Origin of the sequence: Caldanaerobacter subterraneus, assembly GCF_004345675.1 — a bacterium.
GTDB classification, from domain to species: Bacteria; Bacillota; Thermoanaerobacteria; order Thermoanaerobacterales; family Thermoanaerobacteraceae; genus Thermoanaerobacter; species Thermoanaerobacter subterraneus.
Genome location: NZ_SLWU01000016.1, coordinates 25271 through 44780, shown reverse-complemented (window position 1 = coordinate 44780; position 19510 = coordinate 25271). Strand labels below are relative to the sequence as shown.

The 19510-nt window shown below is 37.9% G+C and carries 15 protein-coding genes and 1 pseudogene; 12 read left to right on the top strand and 4 right to left on the bottom strand.

All coding sequences use genetic code 11. The annotated features are described in order from the left end of the window. Window positions 1-50 precede the first annotated feature (50 nt). The gene (gene nifJ / locus EV203_RS08285; protein WP_132040007.1) at window positions 51-3572 is read right to left on the bottom strand and encodes a pyruvate:ferredoxin (flavodoxin) oxidoreductase; all 3522 of its coding nucleotides are present in this window, start codon (window positions 3570-3572) and stop codon (window positions 51-53) included. 262 nt (window positions 3573-3834) lie between these two features. Continuing rightward, entirely contained in the window at window positions 3835-4506 is a 672-nt protein-coding gene (locus tag EV203_RS08280; protein ID WP_243700629.1) for an amino acid permease, read from the bottom strand. A 391-nt stretch (window positions 4507-4897) separates the two neighbouring features. On the opposite strand from EV203_RS08280, the gene EV203_RS14305 reads away from it, so the two are divergent. The 7 genes from EV203_RS14305 (at window position 4898) to hepT (ending at window position 11951) form a co-directional block, all read left to right on the top strand. After that, window positions 4898-5104, top strand: a complete 207-nt coding sequence (locus tag EV203_RS14305) for a hypothetical protein (RefSeq protein ID WP_240951558.1) — start codon at window positions 4898-4900, stop codon at window positions 5102-5104. A 13-nt stretch (window positions 5105-5117) separates the two neighbouring features. Then, window positions 5118-7097: a methyl-accepting chemotaxis protein gene (locus tag EV203_RS08270; RefSeq protein ID WP_132040005.1), complete on the top strand. Its 1980-nt coding sequence runs from the start codon at window positions 5118-5120 to the stop codon at window positions 7095-7097. A gap of 122 nt (window positions 7098-7219) precedes the next feature. Then, on the top strand, window positions 7220-8893 hold the full coding sequence (hutU, locus tag EV203_RS08265) for a urocanate hydratase (RefSeq protein WP_132040003.1): 1674 nt from the start codon (window positions 7220-7222) through the stop codon (window positions 8891-8893). Next, a complete protein-coding gene (gene ftcD, locus EV203_RS08260) occupies window positions 8890-9786 on the top strand; it encodes a glutamate formimidoyltransferase (protein ID WP_132040001.1) in 897 nt (298 codons plus the stop codon). Before hutU ends, ftcD begins: the two co-directional genes overlap by 4 nt. Before the next feature lie 9 nt (window positions 9787-9795). After that, a complete protein-coding gene (gene hutI / locus EV203_RS08255) occupies window positions 9796-11043 on the top strand; it encodes an imidazolonepropionase (RefSeq protein WP_132039999.1) in 1248 nt (415 codons plus the stop codon). Between the two features lie 33 nt (window positions 11044-11076). Beyond that, window positions 11077-11508, top strand: coding sequence for a nucleotidyltransferase domain-containing protein (locus EV203_RS08250; protein ID WP_132039997.1), 432 nt, complete (start codon window positions 11077-11079; stop codon window positions 11506-11508). A gap of 17 nt (window positions 11509-11525) precedes the next feature. After that, a complete protein-coding gene (gene hepT, locus EV203_RS08245) occupies window positions 11526-11951 on the top strand; it encodes a type VII toxin-antitoxin system HepT family RNase toxin (protein ID WP_132040037.1) in 426 nt (141 codons plus the stop codon). Window positions 11952-12022: 71 nt separating this feature from the next. Here hepT and EV203_RS13420 read toward each other — a convergent pair whose 3' ends face one another. Next, entirely contained in the window at window positions 12023-12175 is a 153-nt protein-coding gene (locus EV203_RS13420; protein ID WP_165911593.1) for a hypothetical protein, read from the bottom strand. 105 nt (window positions 12176-12280) lie between these two features. On the opposite strand from EV203_RS13420, the gene EV203_RS08240 reads away from it, so the two are divergent. Together EV203_RS08240 and EV203_RS08235 are read left to right on the top strand one after the other, a co-directional pair. Continuing rightward, a complete protein-coding gene (locus EV203_RS08240) occupies window positions 12281-12928 on the top strand; it encodes a cyclodeaminase/cyclohydrolase family protein (RefSeq protein ID WP_132039995.1) in 648 nt (215 codons plus the stop codon). A gap of 208 nt (window positions 12929-13136) precedes the next feature. After that, a complete protein-coding gene (locus EV203_RS08235; protein WP_132039993.1) occupies window positions 13137-14240 on the top strand; it encodes a BMP family lipoprotein in 1104 nt (367 codons plus the stop codon). Between the two features lie 282 nt (window positions 14241-14522). Here EV203_RS08235 and EV203_RS08230 read toward each other — a convergent pair. Further along, window positions 14523-15799: pseudogene (locus EV203_RS08230) on the bottom strand (transposase). A gap of 196 nt (window positions 15800-15995) precedes the next feature. Here EV203_RS08230 and EV203_RS08225 point away from each other — a divergent pair. The 3 genes from EV203_RS08225 to EV203_RS08215 all read left to right on the top strand — a co-directional run bounded on the left by EV203_RS08225 (window position 15996) and on the right by EV203_RS08215 (window position 19502). Beyond that, window positions 15996-17525: an ABC transporter ATP-binding protein gene (locus EV203_RS08225; protein ID WP_132039991.1), complete on the top strand. Its 1530-nt coding sequence runs from the start codon at window positions 15996-15998 to the stop codon at window positions 17523-17525. Between the two features lie 125 nt (window positions 17526-17650). Further along, on the top strand, window positions 17651-18613 hold the full coding sequence (locus EV203_RS08220) for an ABC transporter permease (RefSeq protein WP_243700627.1): 963 nt from the start codon (window positions 17651-17653) through the stop codon (window positions 18611-18613). A gap of 1 nt (window position 18614) precedes the next feature. After that, on the top strand, window positions 18615-19502 hold the full coding sequence (locus EV203_RS08215; protein ID WP_132039987.1) for an ABC transporter permease: 888 nt from the start codon (window positions 18615-18617) through the stop codon (window positions 19500-19502). The last annotated feature ends 8 nt before the right edge of the window (window positions 19503-19510 follow it).

Here is a 19510-nt window from a genome sequence, read left to right as displayed (position 1 = left end):
TTAGATTATATCACAGAATAAAAGAGGAGGGGGAGTGACCCCCTCCAATTTTACTCTTCTTTTGCCATTCTTTCGTAGATTTTGTACCTCTCCATTGCGGCTTTTTCTGCTTCTTCGAAGAGTTCTTTTGCTCTTTCCGGGAAGGTTCTTTCCAAAGCTGTAAATCTTACTTCTCTCCTCAAGAATTCCTGGAAGGAGAGTTTTGGAGGCTTGGAATCCAGTATGAACGGATTCTTTCCTTCTTTCTTGAGGAGCGGGTTGTACCTGTAGAGTATCCAGTAGCCGGATTCTACTGCTCTCTTTTGCTCTATCTGGCTTTCGCTCATGTCAATTCCGTGAGCAATGCATGGAGCATAAGCTATGATAAGAGATGGACCTGGGTATTTTTCTGCTTCAACCAGTGCTTTTACCAGCTGTGTTTGGCTTGCTCCCATTGCGACCTGAGCTACATACACATATCCGTATGTCATTGCCATTCTACCTAAGTCTTTCTTTATAAGTGGTTTACCTGCTGCGGCAAATTGTGCAACTGCGCCTAATGGTGTTGCCTTTGAGGACTGTCCGCCTGTGTTGGAGTAAACTTCTGTATCAAGCACCAGTATGTTTACATCTTCTCCTGATGCTAGTACGTGGTCTAAACCGCCGTATCCGATGTCATATGCCCAACCGTCTCCACCTATTATCCACTGAGATTTTTTAACCAGATAGTCTTTTCTTTCAAGTATCTCATTTATTAATGTCTTTACTTTTTCATTTTCAGCTTTATAGTTTTCAAGTATTGGCAGCAACTTCTTGCTAGCTTCTTTGGATTTTTCGCCATCCATCATGTTGTCAAGCCAGAATTGCAGTGCTTCTTTTAACTCTGCTGTGATGTTTTGCTCTAGCAGTTCTTTTACTATATCAGCTAACTTCATTCTCTGCTGTTTTACAGCGAGTACCATGCCTAATCCAAATTCTGCATTGTCTTCAAATAGAGAGTTTGCCCAAGCAGGTCCTTTTCCTTCATGGTTTACTGTGTAAGGTGTAGATGGTGCACTTGCTCCCCATATTGAAGAACAACCTGTTGCGTTTGCTATCATCATTCTATCGCCGAATAGCTGTGTTATTAACTTCACATAAGGTGTTTCACCACAACCAGCACATGCTCCTGAGAATTCAAGCAACGGCTGTTCGAACTGGCTTCCTTTTACTGTCTCTTTGCTCATTGGATTGGGTTTTGGAGACAAGGTCATTGCATATTCCCAGTTCTTTGCTTCGTGCAATTGTGTCTCTAATGGTTTCATAACAAGTGCCTTTTCTTTTGCAGGACATTCATTTACGCACACTCCGCATCCTGTGCAGTCAAGGACGCTGACTTGTATTCTGTAATATAAGCCTTCAAAGCCTTTTCCAATGGCTTTCTTGACTTTAAATCCCTCTGGAGCATTTTTGACTTCTTCTTCAGTGAGCAGGAATGGCCTTATTGCAGCGTGTGGACATACAAAAGCGCACTGGTTACATTGGATACAATTATCTATTTGCCATTCAGGGACATCAACGGCAATTCCGCGCTTTTCATAAGCTGCAGTTCCTGGCGGGAAGGTTCCGTCTTCTCTTCCTAAAAAGGCACTTACAGGGAGATTGTCTCCTTCGAGCCTATTCATTACATCTGCGACATTTTTAATAAATTCAGGTACATTTCTTTCTTCTTCAGGTTCATCCTGTGCATCTGCCCAGTGAGGTGGTACTTCCACTTTTACGAGAGAATTGATGCCTCTTTCTACTGCTTCAAAGTTCATCTGGACTATCTTTTCGCCTTTGTGTCCGTATTCTTCTACTATTGCTTCTTTTAGGTGTTTTACTGCATCCTCAATTGGTATTATATTTGTGAGCTTGAAGAAAGCGGACTGCATTATCATGTTAATTCTTCCGCCCAAGCCTATTTCTTTTGCTATGTCAACTGCGTTTATAATGTAGAAGTTTATGTTGTGTCTTGCGAGGTATCTCTTTATTGATGCTGGAAGTTTTTCTTCCAGTTCTTCTGGTTTCCAGTTGCAGTTTAAGAGGAATGTGCCGCCATCTTTTAGTCCTTTCAAGATGTCATAACGGTACACATAGGACTGCTTATGGCATGCTATGAAATCAGCGGTATTTACCAGGTAGGTAGACCTTATTGGTTTTTTGCCAAACCTCAAGTGAGATACTGTTACGCCGCCAGATTTTTTACTGTCATACTGGAAGTAAGCCTGAACATAAAGGTCAGTGTTGTCGCCTATTATCTTTATAGCGCTCTTATTTGCGCCGACTGTACCGTCAGAACCAAATCCCCAGAATTTGCAGCTGGTGGTTCCTTCTGGTGCTGTATCTATTTCCTCTCCAACAGGCAGCGAAGTATTAGTTACGTCATCTACTATTCCTATTGTGAAGTGGTTCTTTGGCTCTTCTAATTTTAGGTTTTCGAATACTGCGATAATCTGCGCAGGAGTCGTGTCTTTTGAACCGAGTCCATAGCGGCCTCCGACAATTACAGGTTTCAGTTCGCTCTCATAAAAGGCAGTCTTTACATCTTCGTAGAGCGGTTCTCCAATAGAGCCAGGCTCTTTTGTTCTATCAAGCACAGCAATTTTCTTTACTGTCTTTGGTACTACTTCGAGGAAGTGCTTTACTGAGAATGGCCTGTAAAGGTGAACTTTTACTAATCCTACTTTTTCACCTTTTTTCATCAAATAGTCTATTGTTTCTTCAATCGTCTCAGTCACAGAACCCATTGCTACTATTATTCTTTCTGCGTCTGGTGCTCCATAGTAGTTAAAGAGCTTATAATTTCTGCCTGTGAGTTTATTTATTTCGTTCATGTAGTATTCTACAACTTCAGGGAGGGCGTTGTAGAACTTGTTAGCAGCTTCTCTTCCCTGGAAGAAGATGTCTGGATTTTGAGCTGTACCGCGTGTAACAGGTTTTTCTGGCCTTAAAGCTCTGTCTCTGAAAGCTTTTAATGCTTCATAGTCTACAAGTTTTGCAAGGTCGTCGTAATCTAGTACCTCAATCTTTTGAACTTCGTGTGAAGTTCTGAATCCATCAAAAAAGTGTAAAAATGGTACTCTTCCCTTTATTGCGGATAAGTGTGCTACTGCACCTAAGTCCATTACTTCCTGTACGCTGCCTGATGCAAGCAATGCAAAACCTGTCTGACGGCAAGCCATGACGTCAGAATGATCTCCAAAGATTGACAAAGCGTGAGTTGCTACTGCACGGGCACTTACATGGAAAACGCCAGGCAAAAGTTCACCTGCAATCTTGTACATGTTTGGTATCATTAAAAGAAGACCCTGTGATGCAGTAAAAGTAGTTGTGAGGGCACCTGCTGCCAGTGACCCATGAACAGATCCTGCTGCCCCTGCCTCTGATTGCATTTCAATGACTTTTACAGTTTGTCCAAATATGTTTTTCCTTCCATGGGCACTCCAGGCGTCTACCAGCTCTGCCATGGGTGATGAAGGGGTTATTGGGTAAATCGCTGCTACTTCTGTAAAGGCGTATGCGACGTGGGCAGCAGCCGTATTACCATCCATGGTTTTCATCACTTTAGCCATCTTATTACTCCTCTCCTTAATGTAATTTTTTTTATTGAGCATACCATTTTAAGAAAATTGTACCTGCTATAGTACAGTATACAGTGTAACAGCTATATTATATAACAGATGTTTATACACTGTATAACAGTACTGCTTTTTTGAGATTTTTAAAGCTTTCAAATTACTATAACAGGTACACCTTTATTATACCATATACGCGTAAAAATTAAAACTTTCTAGGTGAAATTAAAATAAACTGAGAGAGGAAAAACCCTCTCTCTTACTTGTGTTCAGGTTTTATTTTTGTAGAAACTTTAACTGGCGATTTTTCTTTTACGTGCTCATAACGATTGTACATGAGTAGAGCTACTAATGAGAAGAATACTGGACCTACAATCATCCAAATGGTAGAACTCAAATCTCCCTCAATTGCAGGCTGAATTATTGTAAAGAAGTTTGCAAATGCGACTGTTGCAGTTACTATAACTGTTGCTATGACTGCTGTTCCTCCTACAGATGTCACTTTTGAAATACTTTTTAGTCCATGAGATGCTATATACGTTACAGTGATTACCCATATTACGCCAAGAAGACCAAGAGTCTGTGTAGCCTTTAAGCCAAAAAGGCTCCATGTGGAGGTTGTATCTTTACCAAATATGGCATTTGAAAGAGGAATCCATATAGAGGAGCTTACATTTACCATCCATATGATGTAGGAAGCATACCACATAAAAGTTCCTATAAAAGCATACTTTGGATTTACTGATTTTTCCATCCACGAGTAAATTCCGCCTTTTTCCTCTTTAAAAGCCGAGCCGTACTCTGCCATCATAAAAGCGTAAGGTATAAAGAAAGTTATTCCTGAAAGCAGATACCATGGAATAGCTCCATATCCCATTAAGTAGAAGGAACGGGGGATGTTAGTAAAGCCAAATACAGAGGTAAAGATCATCAGAATAAGTGGAATTAGTGCCAGTTTTTTGCATCGTTTACACCCTTCTGCATAAACTTCCTCCTTTACATAAAAATTTTTATTACAAAAAAATTTTAATACATACAAAAATATTGCAAACGTATTATATAACTTTTTTAGGAATTTTGTCAAGGTCGCTAATTTACAGTATTTCCAGCGTGTAAAATTTAATACTTGAAAAAATTTAAAAAATTGACTTTCTAGAGGGGAATATGGTATAATTTTTCTTGTCAAATTATGTCGAAAAGAAGGGAAATAAGAGTTGCGAAGCTTACTTATTTGGTTTCTAAAAAATTAGGGCTTCCTAAGGAGGAGCAAATTTATAACTGCAAGGTGGGGATTACTTCACGTTGGGCTGGGGCTTATTCCTTTGAGCGCTCATATAATAGGAATTTGCGATTCTTTCGATGCCATGACTACAAAAAGGCCTTACAATCAAAAAAGGTTGAAGAACATGCATGAAGCTATGCTTGAGTTGAAGACAATGCCTTACAAATATAATTACAAGATTGTAGAGGCATTGGAGGAAGTGGTGAGGGAGATAAAGGGGGATCGGAGGTATTTCATATCAATATAGGGAGGGTAATTGAATGAGGAGTATCAGGACAAAACTTCTGGTTTTAATGGTACTTTTTATACTCATACCTCTTGTGATAGCAGGTTACTTTTCTACAAATATCGCAGAATCTGTTCTTAAATCTAAGATAAACGATTCCAATCAGACAGCTTTGTCTGTACTGAACAAATATGTAAATTCATTTAAGCGGGATACTGAAACAATAGTGCAAATGTTGTCAGAGTCTAATGAGATTTTAAATTACGATGGAAGTCAGGCCTCAGATGAAGCGGTGTTAAAGAAGCTAGAAGAGACAAAAAAGGCTATGCCTGATGCTATGAACGTGTATTTTGCAACTCCTTCAAAGAAAATGATTTTATATCCAATTCAAAAACTTGAAAATTACGACCCTACGGAAAGGCCCTGGTACAAAGAGGCGGTAAATGCAAATGGAAAGATTACCTGGACAGAACCCTATCAAGACTTTAACACAAAGGTTCCGGAAATTACTGTGACAAAAGCTGTTTTAGATTCTAGTGGAAAATTGATAGGTGTTTTAGGAATTGACATAAGTTTAGAGCAGCTTTCAAAAAATATTTCTGATGTAAAACTTGGCAAAACAGGGTACATATACGTCGTTACAAAGGACGGTATTACAATTTCTCATCCAGATTCTACTAAACTTTTTACTTCAATTAAGAAGTACGATTTTGGTGAGAGGTTGCTTGCTACAAAAAATTCTACGATTCAGTACGTATCAAATAATATATTAAAATTTGCTAGTGTGAGAGACCTTGACAGTTTCGGTTGGAAAGCTGTTGTTACGATGGATAACAGCGAATTGACAGGAGATGTAACAAAGATAAGGAATTTTATAATCACAGTAAGCATAGTAATACTTCTAATAGGTATTGTGATTGCATACTTCTTCTCCAACTCCATATCCTCAGGCATAAAGAAAGTAGTAACTGCTATGGAAGAAGCTTCACAAGGGAATATCACGGTAAGAGCCGATGTAAAGACAAAGGACGAAGTAGGAGTACTTGCAAATAGCTTTAACACAATGTTAGAAGGCATAAAGAAGCTAATATTTGACATAAAGAGCGTATCAGAATCTGTAAACCACTCTGCAGAAAACCTGGCAGTCGCTTCAGAGCAGGCAGCTCAGGCTACACAGGATGTAGCAAAGGCGATTGAAGAAATAGCTCAAGGGGCATCAAGTCAGGCGAAAGAGGCAGAAGAAAGCGCCAATGCAACTGTGGTCTTAGGGCAGCTTATAGATAGCTCTCTCAAAAACGCTGAGGAAATAAACCATGAAGTAGAAAATGTGAACATGGTTTCAAATGAAGGTCTTGTCACGATAAAAGAGCTAATAGAAAAGACAAAGCACACAATTGAGGCCAACAACAACGTAAAAGAGGCGACAAATTATCTGTTAGAGAAGTCGGCAGAGATAGAAAAGATAGTGGAGACAATAACAAATATAGCAGACCAGACGAACTTATTGTCTTTAAATGCAGCGATAGAGGCAGCGAGGGCAGGGGAAGCAGGAAGAGGCTTTGCAGTTGTAGCGGATGAAGTTAGGAAATTAGCGGAGCAGTCCTCCCAGGCAGCGAGGAACATAGCGAATTTGATAGCAGAGATACAGTCTACGATAAACAACACCCACAGGACAGTGGAGGATTCGACGAAGTCAATAGAGGAGCAGAGCGAAGTAGTAAATACGACAAAGGACGTATTTGAAGGGATACTAAATGCAGTGAAGTTCATAGTGGAGAAGATAGAGAATTTGACGAAATCTTTGAGGGAGATAGAGGAGCACAAGAACAGGATAGTAGATTCAATACAGAACATAGCGGCAGTATCAGAGGAAGCAGCAGCCTCTGCAGAGGAGGTCTCAGCGACATCAGAGGAACAGTCTGCGATAGTTGAAGAGATGGCATCGACAGCAAATGAACTGAAGAGCTATGCAAATACGTTAATTGAGGCGATTAAACAGTTTAAGGTAGAGTAAGCGGGGTTTTCCCCCGCTTTTTTAATGTTTTTTAAAATGTATAAATATTAGCAGGATTTTTGAGAGTCTAAATAGAATAATACTATAAAGCTTTATAGAAACAAGAACATGGGGGGATTTTAATGTCAAGAGTTGTAAGAGCACCTCGAGGGACAGAGCTTCACTGCAAAAACTGGCAGATAGAAGCTCCTTACAGAATGATTATGAACAACCTAGACCCTGAAGTGGCTGAAGATCCTGCAAACTTGATAGTGTACGGTGGGGCAGGAAAAGCCGCAAGAAATTGGGAAGCTTTTGACAAAATACTAGAAAGCCTTGAAAACCTGGAAGAGGATGAGACTTTGCTAGTTCAATCGGGAAAACCTGTAGGAATTTTCAAAACCCACGAGATGGCACCAAGAGTTTTGATTTCAAATGCCATGCTGGTTCCAAAATGGGCCAACTGGGAGACTTTTTGGGACCTTGAAGCAAAAGGGCTTACCATGTACGGCCAGATGACGGCAGGAAGCTGGATATATATAGGCTCACAGGGAATTGTAGAAGGGACTTTTGAAACTTTTGCTGCTTTAGCCAAAAAGCACTTTGACGGAAGCTTAAAGGGCAAGTTTGTCCTTTCAGCAGGGCTGGGAGGAATGGGCGGTGCTCAACCGCTGGCAATTACCATGTTAGATGGAGCCTGCCTTATAGTCGAAGTTGATAGAAACAGGATAAAAAGAAGACTGGAGACTAAATACTTAGATGTAATGGCGGAAGACCTGGATGAAGCCTTGGGAATGGTTATGAAGGCAAAAGAAGAAGGAAGGGCTTTATCTGTAGGATTGGTGGGCAATGCAGCAGATGTTCATCCAGAACTTGTGAGAAGAGGCATAATCCCAGATGTTGTAACAGACCAAACCTCAGCCCATGACCCCTTAAATGGATATGTGCCAAATGGAGTGACTTTAGATGAAGCTATAGCACTTAGAAAATCCAATCCTGAAGAATACATAAAGAGAGCTAAAAAGGCGATGGCAGAGCATGTTTTAGCTATGCTTGAAATGCAGAAAAGAGGGGCTATAGTTTTTGACTACGGTAACAACATAAGGAGAATGGCCTATGACGAAGGAGTAAAAGACGCCTTCAATATCCCAAGCTATGTTCCCGAGTATATAAGGGACCTGTTCTGCGAGGGCAAAGGGCCTTTCCGCTGGGTGGCGTTGTCTGGTGACCCTGAAGACATTTACAAGACAGACCAGAAAGTATTAGAACTTTTCCCTGATGACCCCATACTCAATAGGTGGATTAGGTTGGCTAGAGAAAAAGTGAAATTCCAGGGGCTTCCTGCGAGGATTTGCTGGCTGGGCTATGGTCAGAGAGCAGAATTTGGCCTTGCTATAAACGAGATGGTAAGAAAAGGAGAGCTTAAAGCGCCAATTGTAATAGGAAGAGACCACCATGACACAGGGTCTGTTGCATCACCTTATAGAGAGACAGAGGCTATGAAGGATGGAAGTGACGCTATAGCAGACTGGCCGATACTAAATGCGCTTTTAAACACTGCATCAGGAGCTACATGGGTTTCTGTACACCATGGAGGAGGAGTAGGAATAGGTTATTCCATCCACGCAGGAGTAGTTGTGTGTGCTGATGGGACAAAGGAGACAGATTTGAGAATTGAAAGGGTTCTGACAGGGGATCCAGGTCTTGGGATAGTAAGGCACGCCGATGCTGGATATGAAATAGCAATTAACACTGCAAAAGAAAAAGGAATAAAAATGCCTATGTTAAATGAATTTGAAAGGGTGCAAGAAAAATGAAGCAGATAATTGAATGTGTGCCCAATGTGAGCGAAGGAAGGGATCAGGAAAAGATTTCTGAGCTCATAAAAGAAGTGGTTTCAACAGAAGGAGTAAAACTTTTGGACTATTCTTCAGATAAAGACCACAATAGGACAGTTATAACCTTTGTTGGAGATAAAGAGGGGGTAAAAGAAGCGGCTTTTAAGCTCATAAAAAAAGCTTCAGAGATAATTGACATGAGGTATCACAAAGGAGAACACCCTAGAATTGGAGCTGTGGATGTGGTTCCTTTTGTTCCTGTGAAAAATGCTACAATGGAAGAATGTGTACAGATTGCAAGGGAACTAGGAGAAAGAGTAGGGAAAGAGCTTAACATACCTGTTTATTTGTATGAAGAAGCTGCTACAACTCCTGAAAGAAAAAATTTAGAGAATATAAGGCGAGGGGAATATGAAGGCTTTTTTGAAAAGATAAAACAGCCAGAGTGGAAGCCCGATTTTGGACCTTCCGAGATGAATCCAAAAAGTGGAGCAACAGTAATTGGAGCTAGAAATTTTTTGATTGCCTTCAATGTAAACCTTGGCACAAATGATATTGAAATAGCTAATAAGATTGCTAAAGCTGTCAGATTTTCAAGTGGTGGCTATAGATATGTAAAGGCAATGGGAGTTGAATTAAAAGAAAGAGGTATAGTGCAAGTTTCAATGAACCTTACGGATTTTAACAAAACGCCAATTTACAGAGTCTTTGAGACAATTAAAGCAGAAGCTTCAAGGTATGGTGTGAACGTAGTAGGAAGCGAAATAATAGGCCTTGTGCCTTCAAAAGCATTGCTAGATGTTGCCGATTATTACTTGAGATTGGAAAATTTCTCCATGGATATGGTTTTGGAAAATAGAATTTACGAATGAGGTGTTCATATGAGAGCAGATTTATTAATATACAATATAGGTAAAATTTATACGCCGATTGGGACGAAACCTCTTTGTGGAGAAAATATGGAAAAGATAGAAGAGATAGAGAATGCTTACATAGCAATAAAAGATGGGAAAATTTTGGCGGCAGGGAAATCTCCTGCCGCAATTTCTGCAGAGAGGGAAATTGACGCGAAAGGTATGATTGCGACCCCTGGATTTGTTGACCCTCACACCCATGTGATGCATTATGGATCCAGAGAAAATGAAATGGCTCTAAAGCTTAAAGGTTATTCCTATATTGACATTTTAAAACAAGGCGGAGGTATCCATTCTACAGTAAGAGCAACAAGAGAGGCCTCTGATGAGGTATTGCTTCAAAAGGCTTTAAAAAGCCTTGAAATCATGCTTTCTCATGGAGTGACTACTGTAGAGGTAAAAAGTGGGTATGGCCTTAATACAGAGCAAGAGATACGGCTTTTAAGACTTATGAACCAATTAAAAAGCCTTTCTGTTGTGGATATTGTGCCTACTTTTCTAGGAGCCCATGCTATTCCACAGGAGTTTGAAGAGAACCCTTGGGGGTATGTGGAGAAAGTAATAAATGAGATGCTTCCTAAGGTAAAAGAGGAAGACCTAGCAGAGTTTTGCGATGTATTCTGTGAAGAAGGGGCTTTTGATTATGAACAATCGAAGAAAATATTAGAGGAAGCTAAAAAACTGGGGTTTAGACTAAAAATTCATGCGGATGAACTTACCCACAGTAAGGGTGGAGAATTGGCTGGGATATTAGGGGCTATAAGTGCTGACCATTTAGAAGAAGTCTCTGACGAAGGAATAGAGCTCATGAAAAAAGCAGGCACAGTGGCAGTCCTTTTGCCAGGGGTTTCTTTCTTTTTGAATAGACCTTATGCTGATGCGAGGCGATTAATTGAGAGGGGATTGCCTGTTGCATTAGGTACAGATTACAATCCCGGTACAAGCCCTACAGAGAATTTACAGCTTATAATGTCATTTGCCTATATTAACATGAAAATGAGGGCAGAGGAAATCCTAACAGCTGTTACATTAAATGCTGCCTGTGCTATTGATAGAGGTGATGAAATAGGGACTATAGAGGAAGGGAAAAGAGCCGATATTGTCTTAATTGATGCTCCAAATCTGGACTATATGATGTATCACTTTGGAATTAACCATGTAAATACAGTGATAAAGGCAAAAGGAAATGATGTGGTTGTTATTGGAATAAAATAGTTTTTATGTTACAATGAAAATGGGTGAAGAAGAATGTTTGTTGTATCCCAGAAGTTATCAGAAATATGCGAAAAATATAAAATAGGTTTGGTGTACCTGTTTGGTTCACAAAAAGAAAATGCATTGAAATTACTCCAGGGGGAGAAAGTAGTCATAGATGACCCTTTGGCAGACATTGATGTGGGCGTGGTTTTTTTGGAGGATATAGAAAAAATAGAAAAGCGTTATTTGCTTTATGCGGATATTTACAATGAGCTAGAAGACCTCTTTAAACCTTATAAATTGGACTTGGTATTTCTTCAAGAAAATCATTCCATATTCCAGCTAGAAGCCTTGAAAGGGATATGCGTATATTCCTACTCTGAAGAGTTTAAAGATAGTTATGAAATGCAGATTTTAAGAAGAGCAGCAGACTTCAAATATATGTACGATAAATATATTGAAGAGGTGCTGGAAAAATATTAAAAGTTGTGGTGGGGAATATGATAAATCGCCAGTTAATTTTGGAAAGACTTATTCTTATTAGCGAGTATTTGGAGGAACTAAAAGTTTTGTCTTCAATGGATAAAGCAACTTTTTTAAGTGATAAAAGAAATTCTGCGGCTGCAGAAAGTTTTTTAAGGAGAACTTTGGAGGCAATTTTTGATATAGGAAGGCATATATTAGCAAAGGCAGGTAATATCGAATTATCAAAAGAATATAAATCAATTGCGAGAGGGTTAGGAGAATACGGATATATAGATGAGGAGTTGAGTAAAAAATTAGTGAAAATGGCAGGATATAGAAATAGAATGGTGCATCTTTACAATTTAGTGACAGATGAAGAATTATATGAGATTATTACATCTAACCTTAACGATATTGAAGAATTTGTAAAAGAGATAAAGAATAAAGTACTATCGGAATAGCGTAAAAAAGAAGGTGCCATTTGTATACAAAGATTTTACAAATGGCACCTCATTAGTTAAATTTAGCCTTACTATTTTTTTAAATAATGCTTTCTCATTTCTTTATTTTCTGGCAATGAGAGAATTTCTTCTATAACCTTTTCTACCTGTTCCTCACTTTGAGTTCTAGGGTCTCTGTACAGAAGTTCTTTTATTATGTCTATGTCCCCTGTTGACAACGCCAATATTAAAAAATGAAACAAAGTTAAGAATTGACAATTTTGTTACAAAGGTTCGCGTTTATTGGTATAATAAGTGGTGTGAAAACATTTGAGAAGGGAGATGGTGTTGTGCTAATCAATGATTCTTTAAAAGGGTATATTGAGAAGGTCGCCTCAGCTTCACCTACGCCGGGAGGTGGAAGTGTTTCGGCAGCAGCTGCAAGCCTTGGAATTGCTCTATCAAAAATGGTTTACGATTTGACTATTGGGAAGAAATTTTATGAAGAGTATTCAGAGGACATAAAAGAAGAGATTCAAGAAGGACTTAATATTTGCAATAGGCTTTTAGAGGAATACATGAAGCTTATAGATGAGGATACAGCTGCTTATGATGAAGTTATGAAAGCTTTAAAAATGCCAAAAAATACGGAGGAAGAAAAGAAGATAAGAAGTGAGGCTTTGCAGAAGGCATACATAAATGCAATGAATGTTCCTTTAAAACTTGCAAGACTTTGCGGCGAAGGATTTACTCCCACTGCTTTAATTGCTGAGTATGGCAATCCCAATGCTGTATCAGATGCAGCTGTTGGTGCAATACTATTATATGCAGCTATGGAAGGAGCAGTTTTGAATGTAAAGGTCAATCTACCTTATATCAAGGATAAAGAGTTTGCCGAAGAGGCTAAAAAAGAGTGCGATGAATTACTCAATAAATATAGAAGTGTGAGGGATGAGATTGTAAGTAAGGTAATTTCCAAAATTTCAAATGAAAGTTAAAATAACGAAAAATATTTATAAAAGATAAACAAAGAAAATAAACGTTTTAATAAGAAAAAATAAGATTTTACAGTGAAAATCTATACATTTAAAGATTGTTTCTAAAAATAAAATCTCATATACTATAGTTAGATGTCAGACGATTTTAATTTTTTTACAGAAGTATTATTGACAAAATTAAAAAAATTTTGTGGGAGGTTTAGAATTTATGAAACTGAAAAAATTAATTGCTTTGATAGTGGCAGTTAGTATGCTTTTGTTTGTGTTTGCAGGATGTGCGAAAAAGGAAATGCCACCTTCAGAAGGGACGACTCAGCAACAAGCAGAAAAACCCAAAAAAGTCAAAGTAGGTTTGGTATTTGATGTAGGTGGAAGAGGAGATTTGTCTTTTAATGATAGTGCGTATGCGGGTTTAGAAAGAGCTGAAAAAGAATTTGGTGATAGGATTGAAGTTAAATATCTAGAACCTTCTGCTGGTGGAGAAAATAGGGAACAATTGCTAAGGCTTTTGGCAGAAGATGGGTATGATTTGATATTTGGAGTAGGATTTATGTTCACTGACCACATTAGAAAAGTAGCCCAAGAATTTCCAGATACTAAATTTGGATTAATAGATGGCTATATTGAGGATCTAAACGAAAATTCTAATGTGGTATGTCTCCAGTTCAAAGAGGAAGAAGGTTCATTTTTAGTAGGTTCAGCCGCTGCTTTAAAGTCTAAAACAGGGAAAATAGGTTTTGTTGGTGGTATGAAAATTCCGTTAATAGAGAAATTTGAAGCTGGATACATGGCGGGGGCGAAATACATCAATCCTGATATAGAAATAATCTCAGATTACATTGGTACTACAGGTGATGCTTTCAAAGACCCGGTAAAAGGGAAAGAACTTGCTCTAAAACAGTTTAAGTCAGGTGCTGACATAGTATATCATGCTTCTGGTGCCTCGGGTATAGGTGTTATTGAAGCGGCCGCGGCTCAAAAGAAATTTGCGATAGGGGTAGATTCAGATCAGTCTCTGACTGCCAAAGAAGACCAGAGACCTTACATCCTTACAAGTATGTTAAAGAGGGTAGATGTAGCAGTTTACAGCACCATTAAAGATTTTATTGAGGGGAACTATAAAGGTGGATATAAGGTATTCGGTTTAGCAGAAGATGGAGTGGGCTATGCGGTTAATCAGTATAACAAAGATCTAATTTCTGATATCATTCCTAAACTAGATGAAATTAAGGAAAAGATTGTAAAAGGAGAAATAAAAGTTCCAGCTGATAAGAGCGAGTATGAGGAATTTTTAAAAGGATTAAAGAAATAGAGAAAGGGATAATTTCAGGGGGGGTGACTGTAAGATGTCGCCTCCCATTTACAACTCTGATAAAGTAAATAAATTTTGTAGGGATGTGCAAAATTAATAAAAATAATCATGGCAAAAAACCATAATATGTATGACATACAATATATAGTAATCAAAACTTGCAATAAAACATAAAGGAAATGGTAAAGGAAAAGAAAAGACAAAAAGAGGAGCTAAAAAAGGGCATAAATATCCTGTAGAAGTCAAATGTTAAAAAGTGGCATGAACTAGATTCAGTAAAAGTTAAGCCGATTGCATCAGAGCAACAAGAGACTTAAACTCATCAAATTTACCCAGTTTAATAGCTACAATAGCGACAGTAAGCAAAGTAATATGGCCAAAAGTATTAAGGTTGCTGACAGAATTAATATTTCTGACATAAGCCTTTTCAAAATCTAGGGCCTTAAAGCTAAATTTATCTTTCTGATTCAATTCTCAATCTATAGACGGCCTTAAAATATAGGGAGTTTCTATTAATAGAGGACCTATAATCAGAAGATATAATAGCATACTTAGTACAGCCTCTATGCTTTTTGCCATTAAAATATTTAGGATGCTGAATAGGGCAAGCAGAGTTATCTTTAGAATTACAGAACTTGCAAACAAATTTTTGCTTAATAAAACCATCAAAATATTGCTTGCCGTCTTTGAGCATTTTAATACCTGCTTCACAAACGATATAACCATCATCAGTCAGTGGGGGATTTTTAGAATTACGCTTGTTAAGAGGAATAAAACAATGACCATGGAGAGTATCTCTAACATAATTATAAAGTTTCTTAACATCATAACCCTTAATCGCCAATAAAATTAGTACCAGTCAGTTTAAACCAATTATTAGTATCAGCAAGTAAAGACAAACCGACATCAAAATCAGGAACATCAGCGGGAGTAGTAGTTTCAGCGATAGGTAAACCAGAGATAGCATCAACAATAATATGATTTTTATAGCCCCAATAAAACTTATATCGTTTATTAGAAGAATCATTAGAAGCAGAATAAACACCTAATTTACAATCCTTATCAGACTTAGGCTGATTATCTTTAGAGAATTTATTTTTAGAAAAAGACTTAGGGTTATTTAACTTAGTGTTAGCTTTAATAGGGGTAGAGTCCATGGAAATAAACTCACCGGAGATGATGCCCATATTTTTGAGGATATTGACCTGATTTTGAAAGATAGAGGTCAAATAATCATGAGAGAACTCATTAATAAAACGGCGGAAAGTCCAATAAGAAGGAAGAGGTTTAAAAATGTTGAAGCCACAAAGATGAGCAATGATAAGATTATTGCGGAGATAATCTAGGAGGTCAGAAATTGTACCGAATCTTTCAGCTTTCATAACAATAAAAGTTCTAAACATTGCATGATGAGAATAACCCTTACGGCTAGGACTAGAGGAAGGGAATTCAGGTATTGAAGACAAGCCTAGATTTTTAAACATAGAAGAATAGAAATCAATTTTAGACTGAGAAGTAAAGATTTCAGGTATAGTTAAAAGTAATTGAAGCTGGTACATGTAGGATTTCCTCCTCCTTAAAAAATATTTTCATGCTGTATATATAATAATTCGACAAATGGGAGGGGAAATCCTACATAAAAGATAAAAAATTCAAGAGTGATAGGAAAAAAGTATGACTGCAGAATCGCTTAAATGAAGGCTTTTGAATTTTGCACAAGTCTAAAATAAATTTTGTAGAAATGGGGTGGCTTTATTGGAAAAAGCAATAGTTCTCAAAAATATTACAAAGCGATTTCCTGGTATAGTTGCGAATGATAACATAAATCTGGAAATTAATAAAGGAGAAATTCATGCTATTGTGGGCGAGAATGGAGCTGGGAAAAGCACACTTATGAAAATTTTAGCAGGATTGTATCAGCCTGATGAGGGAGAAATTTATGTTTTCGGAAAAAAGGAAAAAATAAATAGTCCCAACAGAGCAATAGAGTTGGGGATTGGGATGGTTCATCAGCATTTTATGCTGGTAGGAAGATTTTCTGTCTTAGAAAACATTATTCTGGGGTCAGAAAAGAAAAAAGGAATTACTATAGACTGGGAAAATGCACGACAGGTCATAAAAGAATTATGCGATTTATACAATTTTTCTGTAGATATAGACGCGAAGGTAGAAGACATTTCGGTAGGAATGGCTCAGCGAGTGGAAATACTAAAAGTTTTATATAGAGGTGCAGACATACTGGTTTTTGATGAACCAACAGCTACTTTGGCACCACAAGAAGTTAAAGAACTGTTTGTTAATCTCAGAAAATTAAAAGAAGAGGGTAAAACCATCATTTTTATAAGTCACAAACTTGATGAAGTTTTAGAAATTGCAGATAGGGTTACAGTACTAAGGAGAGGGAAAGTGATAGGTACTGTATTTGCAAATGAAACCACTAAGGAAGAACTTGCTAGAATGATGGTGGGAAAACCTGTTCTGTTAAAATTGGATAAAGAGGAAGTAAAAAAAGGAGATATCATTCTCACAGTAGAAAATTTGTATTTGAGGAGTGAAAGCGGGCAAATTCTTTTGGAAGGCATAAATTTTAATATCCGTAGCGGAGAAATATATGGGATTGCTGGAGTAGAAGGGAACGGGCAGAGAGAATTAGCTGAAGCAATAATGGGATTAAGAGCGATATCAGAAGGAGAAATAAAGCTGGTGGGAGAGAGCATAAAAAACCTTTCTATTAGGGAAAGGCGGTCAAAAGGAATTGCTTTTATTCCAGAAGATAGACACAAGCAGGGCTTAGTGCTCCCAATGAAAGTCTGGGAAAATGTTATTCTTGGGCTCCACAGAAAAAGGGAATTTATTAGGTATCCGTTTTTGAATGTAGAAAAAATTCAAAAATTTGCAAGGGGTATAGTGGACAAATATAATGTAATGCTAAGTTCAATTAACCAACCAGTAGAAGGACTTTCTGGAGGAAATCAACAAAAAGTAATACTTGGTCGCGAGCTTTCTCAAGATCCAATCCTTGTAATTGCTGCTCAACCTACTAGGGGACTGGATATAGGAGCTTCTGAATTTGTATACACTCGATTACTAAGTCTTAGAGAGCAAGGGAAGGCAATTTTGCTTATTTCTGCGGATTTAGATGAGGTCCTTTCTCTTTCTGATAGGATAGGAGTAATGTATAAAGGGAAAATAGTAGCAGAATTCAAACCAGAAGAAACTACATTAGAGCAAATCGGATTATATATGTTGGGAGTTTACACTGATAAGGATGGTGAAACTGCGTGAAGAAAAATTATAAAATACTGACACTCAAAATCCTAGCTCCTTTTATTGCGATTTTTTTGGCTGCGTTTTTTAGTTCTTTTGTAATTCTAACTATTAACAAAAGTCCATTAGAAGTTTTTTACACAATGTTTAAATTTTCTTTCCGACGACTGGATAGTATAGCTATTATCCTCTATAATTCTACCCCTTTAATATTTTCTGGATTGGCTGTGGCTATAGCCTTTAGGATGGGGCTTTTTAATATAGGAGTGGAAGGACAGTATTTAATCGGTACTTTTCTTGCCGCGTTTGTAGGTTTTTCATTGGAAGGTTTACCACCCTTTATCCACATTCCATTATTGATTTTATCCGGAATGTTAGGAGGAATGATATGGGCGTATTTGCCTATTTATCTAAAAATAAGAAAAGGAGTACACGAAGTTATAAGTACTATTATGTTAAATTATATAGCTTATTCTCTCATACACTACTTGATTTCAGAGATATTTATTGACAGAAGTCAGAAATTACTAATAAGAACTCCGAAATTAGCCCCTAGTGCATTGATGCCTAAGCTCCACGGAGTTTTAGCTTTATTTGGTATAGAGCTTCCTAAACATGTGTATTTGAATTGGTTTTTCGTTATAGCTGTTTTGCTTGCAATAGCAATATACTATATCGTTTATTATACTCCATTTGGTTTTGAATTAAGAGCTGTGGGACAAAATCCAGAAGCTTCTCGAACCGCAGGTATAGATAAAGAAAAGGTGTTTTACAAAGGTTTCCTGCTAAGTGGAGCAATTGCAGGGCTCGTTGGATTATCGGATCTGATGAGCTACTTTGGCTATATGGATCTGGATTTTCCAAGGGGATATGGGTTTGATGGGATTGCAGTGGCTTTGATAGGGCAGAATGATCCTTTTGGAATAATTTTAGCTTCAATCCTTTTTGGTTTTCTTAGGAGAGGTGCAGAAGGTATTCAGACATTGCTTAATGTGCCTATGGATACAATTGTAATCCTACAGGCTTTGATGATAATCACCATAGTAATCATAAACAAAATAGTTGGCGACTATATCAAGCGTTTGGAAAAGAAGGGAGCGAGGTAAAATGGATTTTATAGTAGAATTAATAGCTTCATCACTGCGAATGACTGTTCCCATTCTTCTTACGGGTATTGGTGCAGTTTATACAGAAAGAGCGGGAGTGGTAAATATTGGACTCGAAGGCATGATGATTGTGGGGTCTTTTTGGGGTGCATTGGGTTCATTCTACTTTGGGCCCTACGTAGGTTTTTTAATGGGAATGTCAGCAGGAATGGCACTTGCTTTAATTCACGCTGTAGCGAGTGTTACATTTAGAGTGAATCAAATTGTAAGTGGTGTTGCGTTAAATATTTTAGCCTTTGGGAGTTCTCGCTTTTTGAGTCAAGTATTTTTTAAAATGGCTACGACTTCTCCCCATGTAAAAGGACTGAGGCCTGTTAAAATTCCTGTATTAGGCGATACTTCACCAATTATAGTTTTAGCATTTATACTGGTACCCTTTACAGCGTTTATTCTTGAGAAGACGGTTTTTGGCCTTAGGCTCAAATCTGTAGGGGAAAATCCTTTAGCTGCTGATACTTTAGGGGTAAACGTGTTTAAGTTTAAATATGCTGGTGTTTTATTGAGTGGGTTATTAGCAGGGCTTGCGGGGACATATCTATCGTTAGAACATACAGGCATGTACGTTGAGGGTATGACCCAGGGGAAAGGATTTATTGCCCTTGCGGCTATGATTTTTGGTAACTGGACTCCCTATGGAACAATGTGGGCTTCTTTGCTTTTCGGTTTTGCTGAAAGTTTGAGTTTTAGGGTAGTCGAGAGCAATGTCATTCCTTATCAATTTATAAAAATGATTCCTTACTTACTTACTTTAGCAGTATTGGCAGGAGTTGTAAGAAAATCCACTCCTCCAGCTGCAGATGGGATACCCTACGAGAGGGAAATGCATTAGAAAAAGTG

Coding starts and splice junctions, on each gene's coding strand:
- nifJ (WP_132040007.1), bottom strand. CDS start 3,572: ATGGCTAAAGTGATGAAAACCATGGATGGTAATACGGCTGCTGCCCAC.
- EV203_RS08280 (WP_243700629.1), bottom strand. CDS start 4,506: ATGATCTTTACCTCTGTATTTGGCTTTACTAACATCCCCCGTTCCTTC.
- EV203_RS08270 (WP_132040005.1), top strand. CDS start 5,118: ATGAGGAGTATCAGGACAAAACTTCTGGTTTTAATGGTACTTTTTATA.
- hutU (WP_132040003.1), top strand. CDS start 7,220: ATGTCAAGAGTTGTAAGAGCACCTCGAGGGACAGAGCTTCACTGCAAA.
- ftcD (WP_132040001.1), top strand. CDS start 8,890: ATGAAGCAGATAATTGAATGTGTGCCCAATGTGAGCGAAGGAAGGGAT.
- hutI (WP_132039999.1), top strand. CDS start 9,796: ATGAGAGCAGATTTATTAATATACAATATAGGTAAAATTTATACGCCG.
- EV203_RS08250 (WP_132039997.1), top strand. CDS start 11,077: ATGTTTGTTGTATCCCAGAAGTTATCAGAAATATGCGAAAAATATAAA.
- hepT (WP_132040037.1), top strand. CDS start 11,526: ATGATAAATCGCCAGTTAATTTTGGAAAGACTTATTCTTATTAGCGAG.
- EV203_RS08235 (WP_132039993.1), top strand. CDS start 13,137: ATGAAACTGAAAAAATTAATTGCTTTGATAGTGGCAGTTAGTATGCTT.
- EV203_RS08220 (WP_243700627.1), top strand. CDS start 17,651: ATGTTTAAATTTTCTTTCCGACGACTGGATAGTATAGCTATTATCCTC.
- EV203_RS08215 (WP_132039987.1), top strand. CDS start 18,615: ATGGATTTTATAGTAGAATTAATAGCTTCATCACTGCGAATGACTGTT.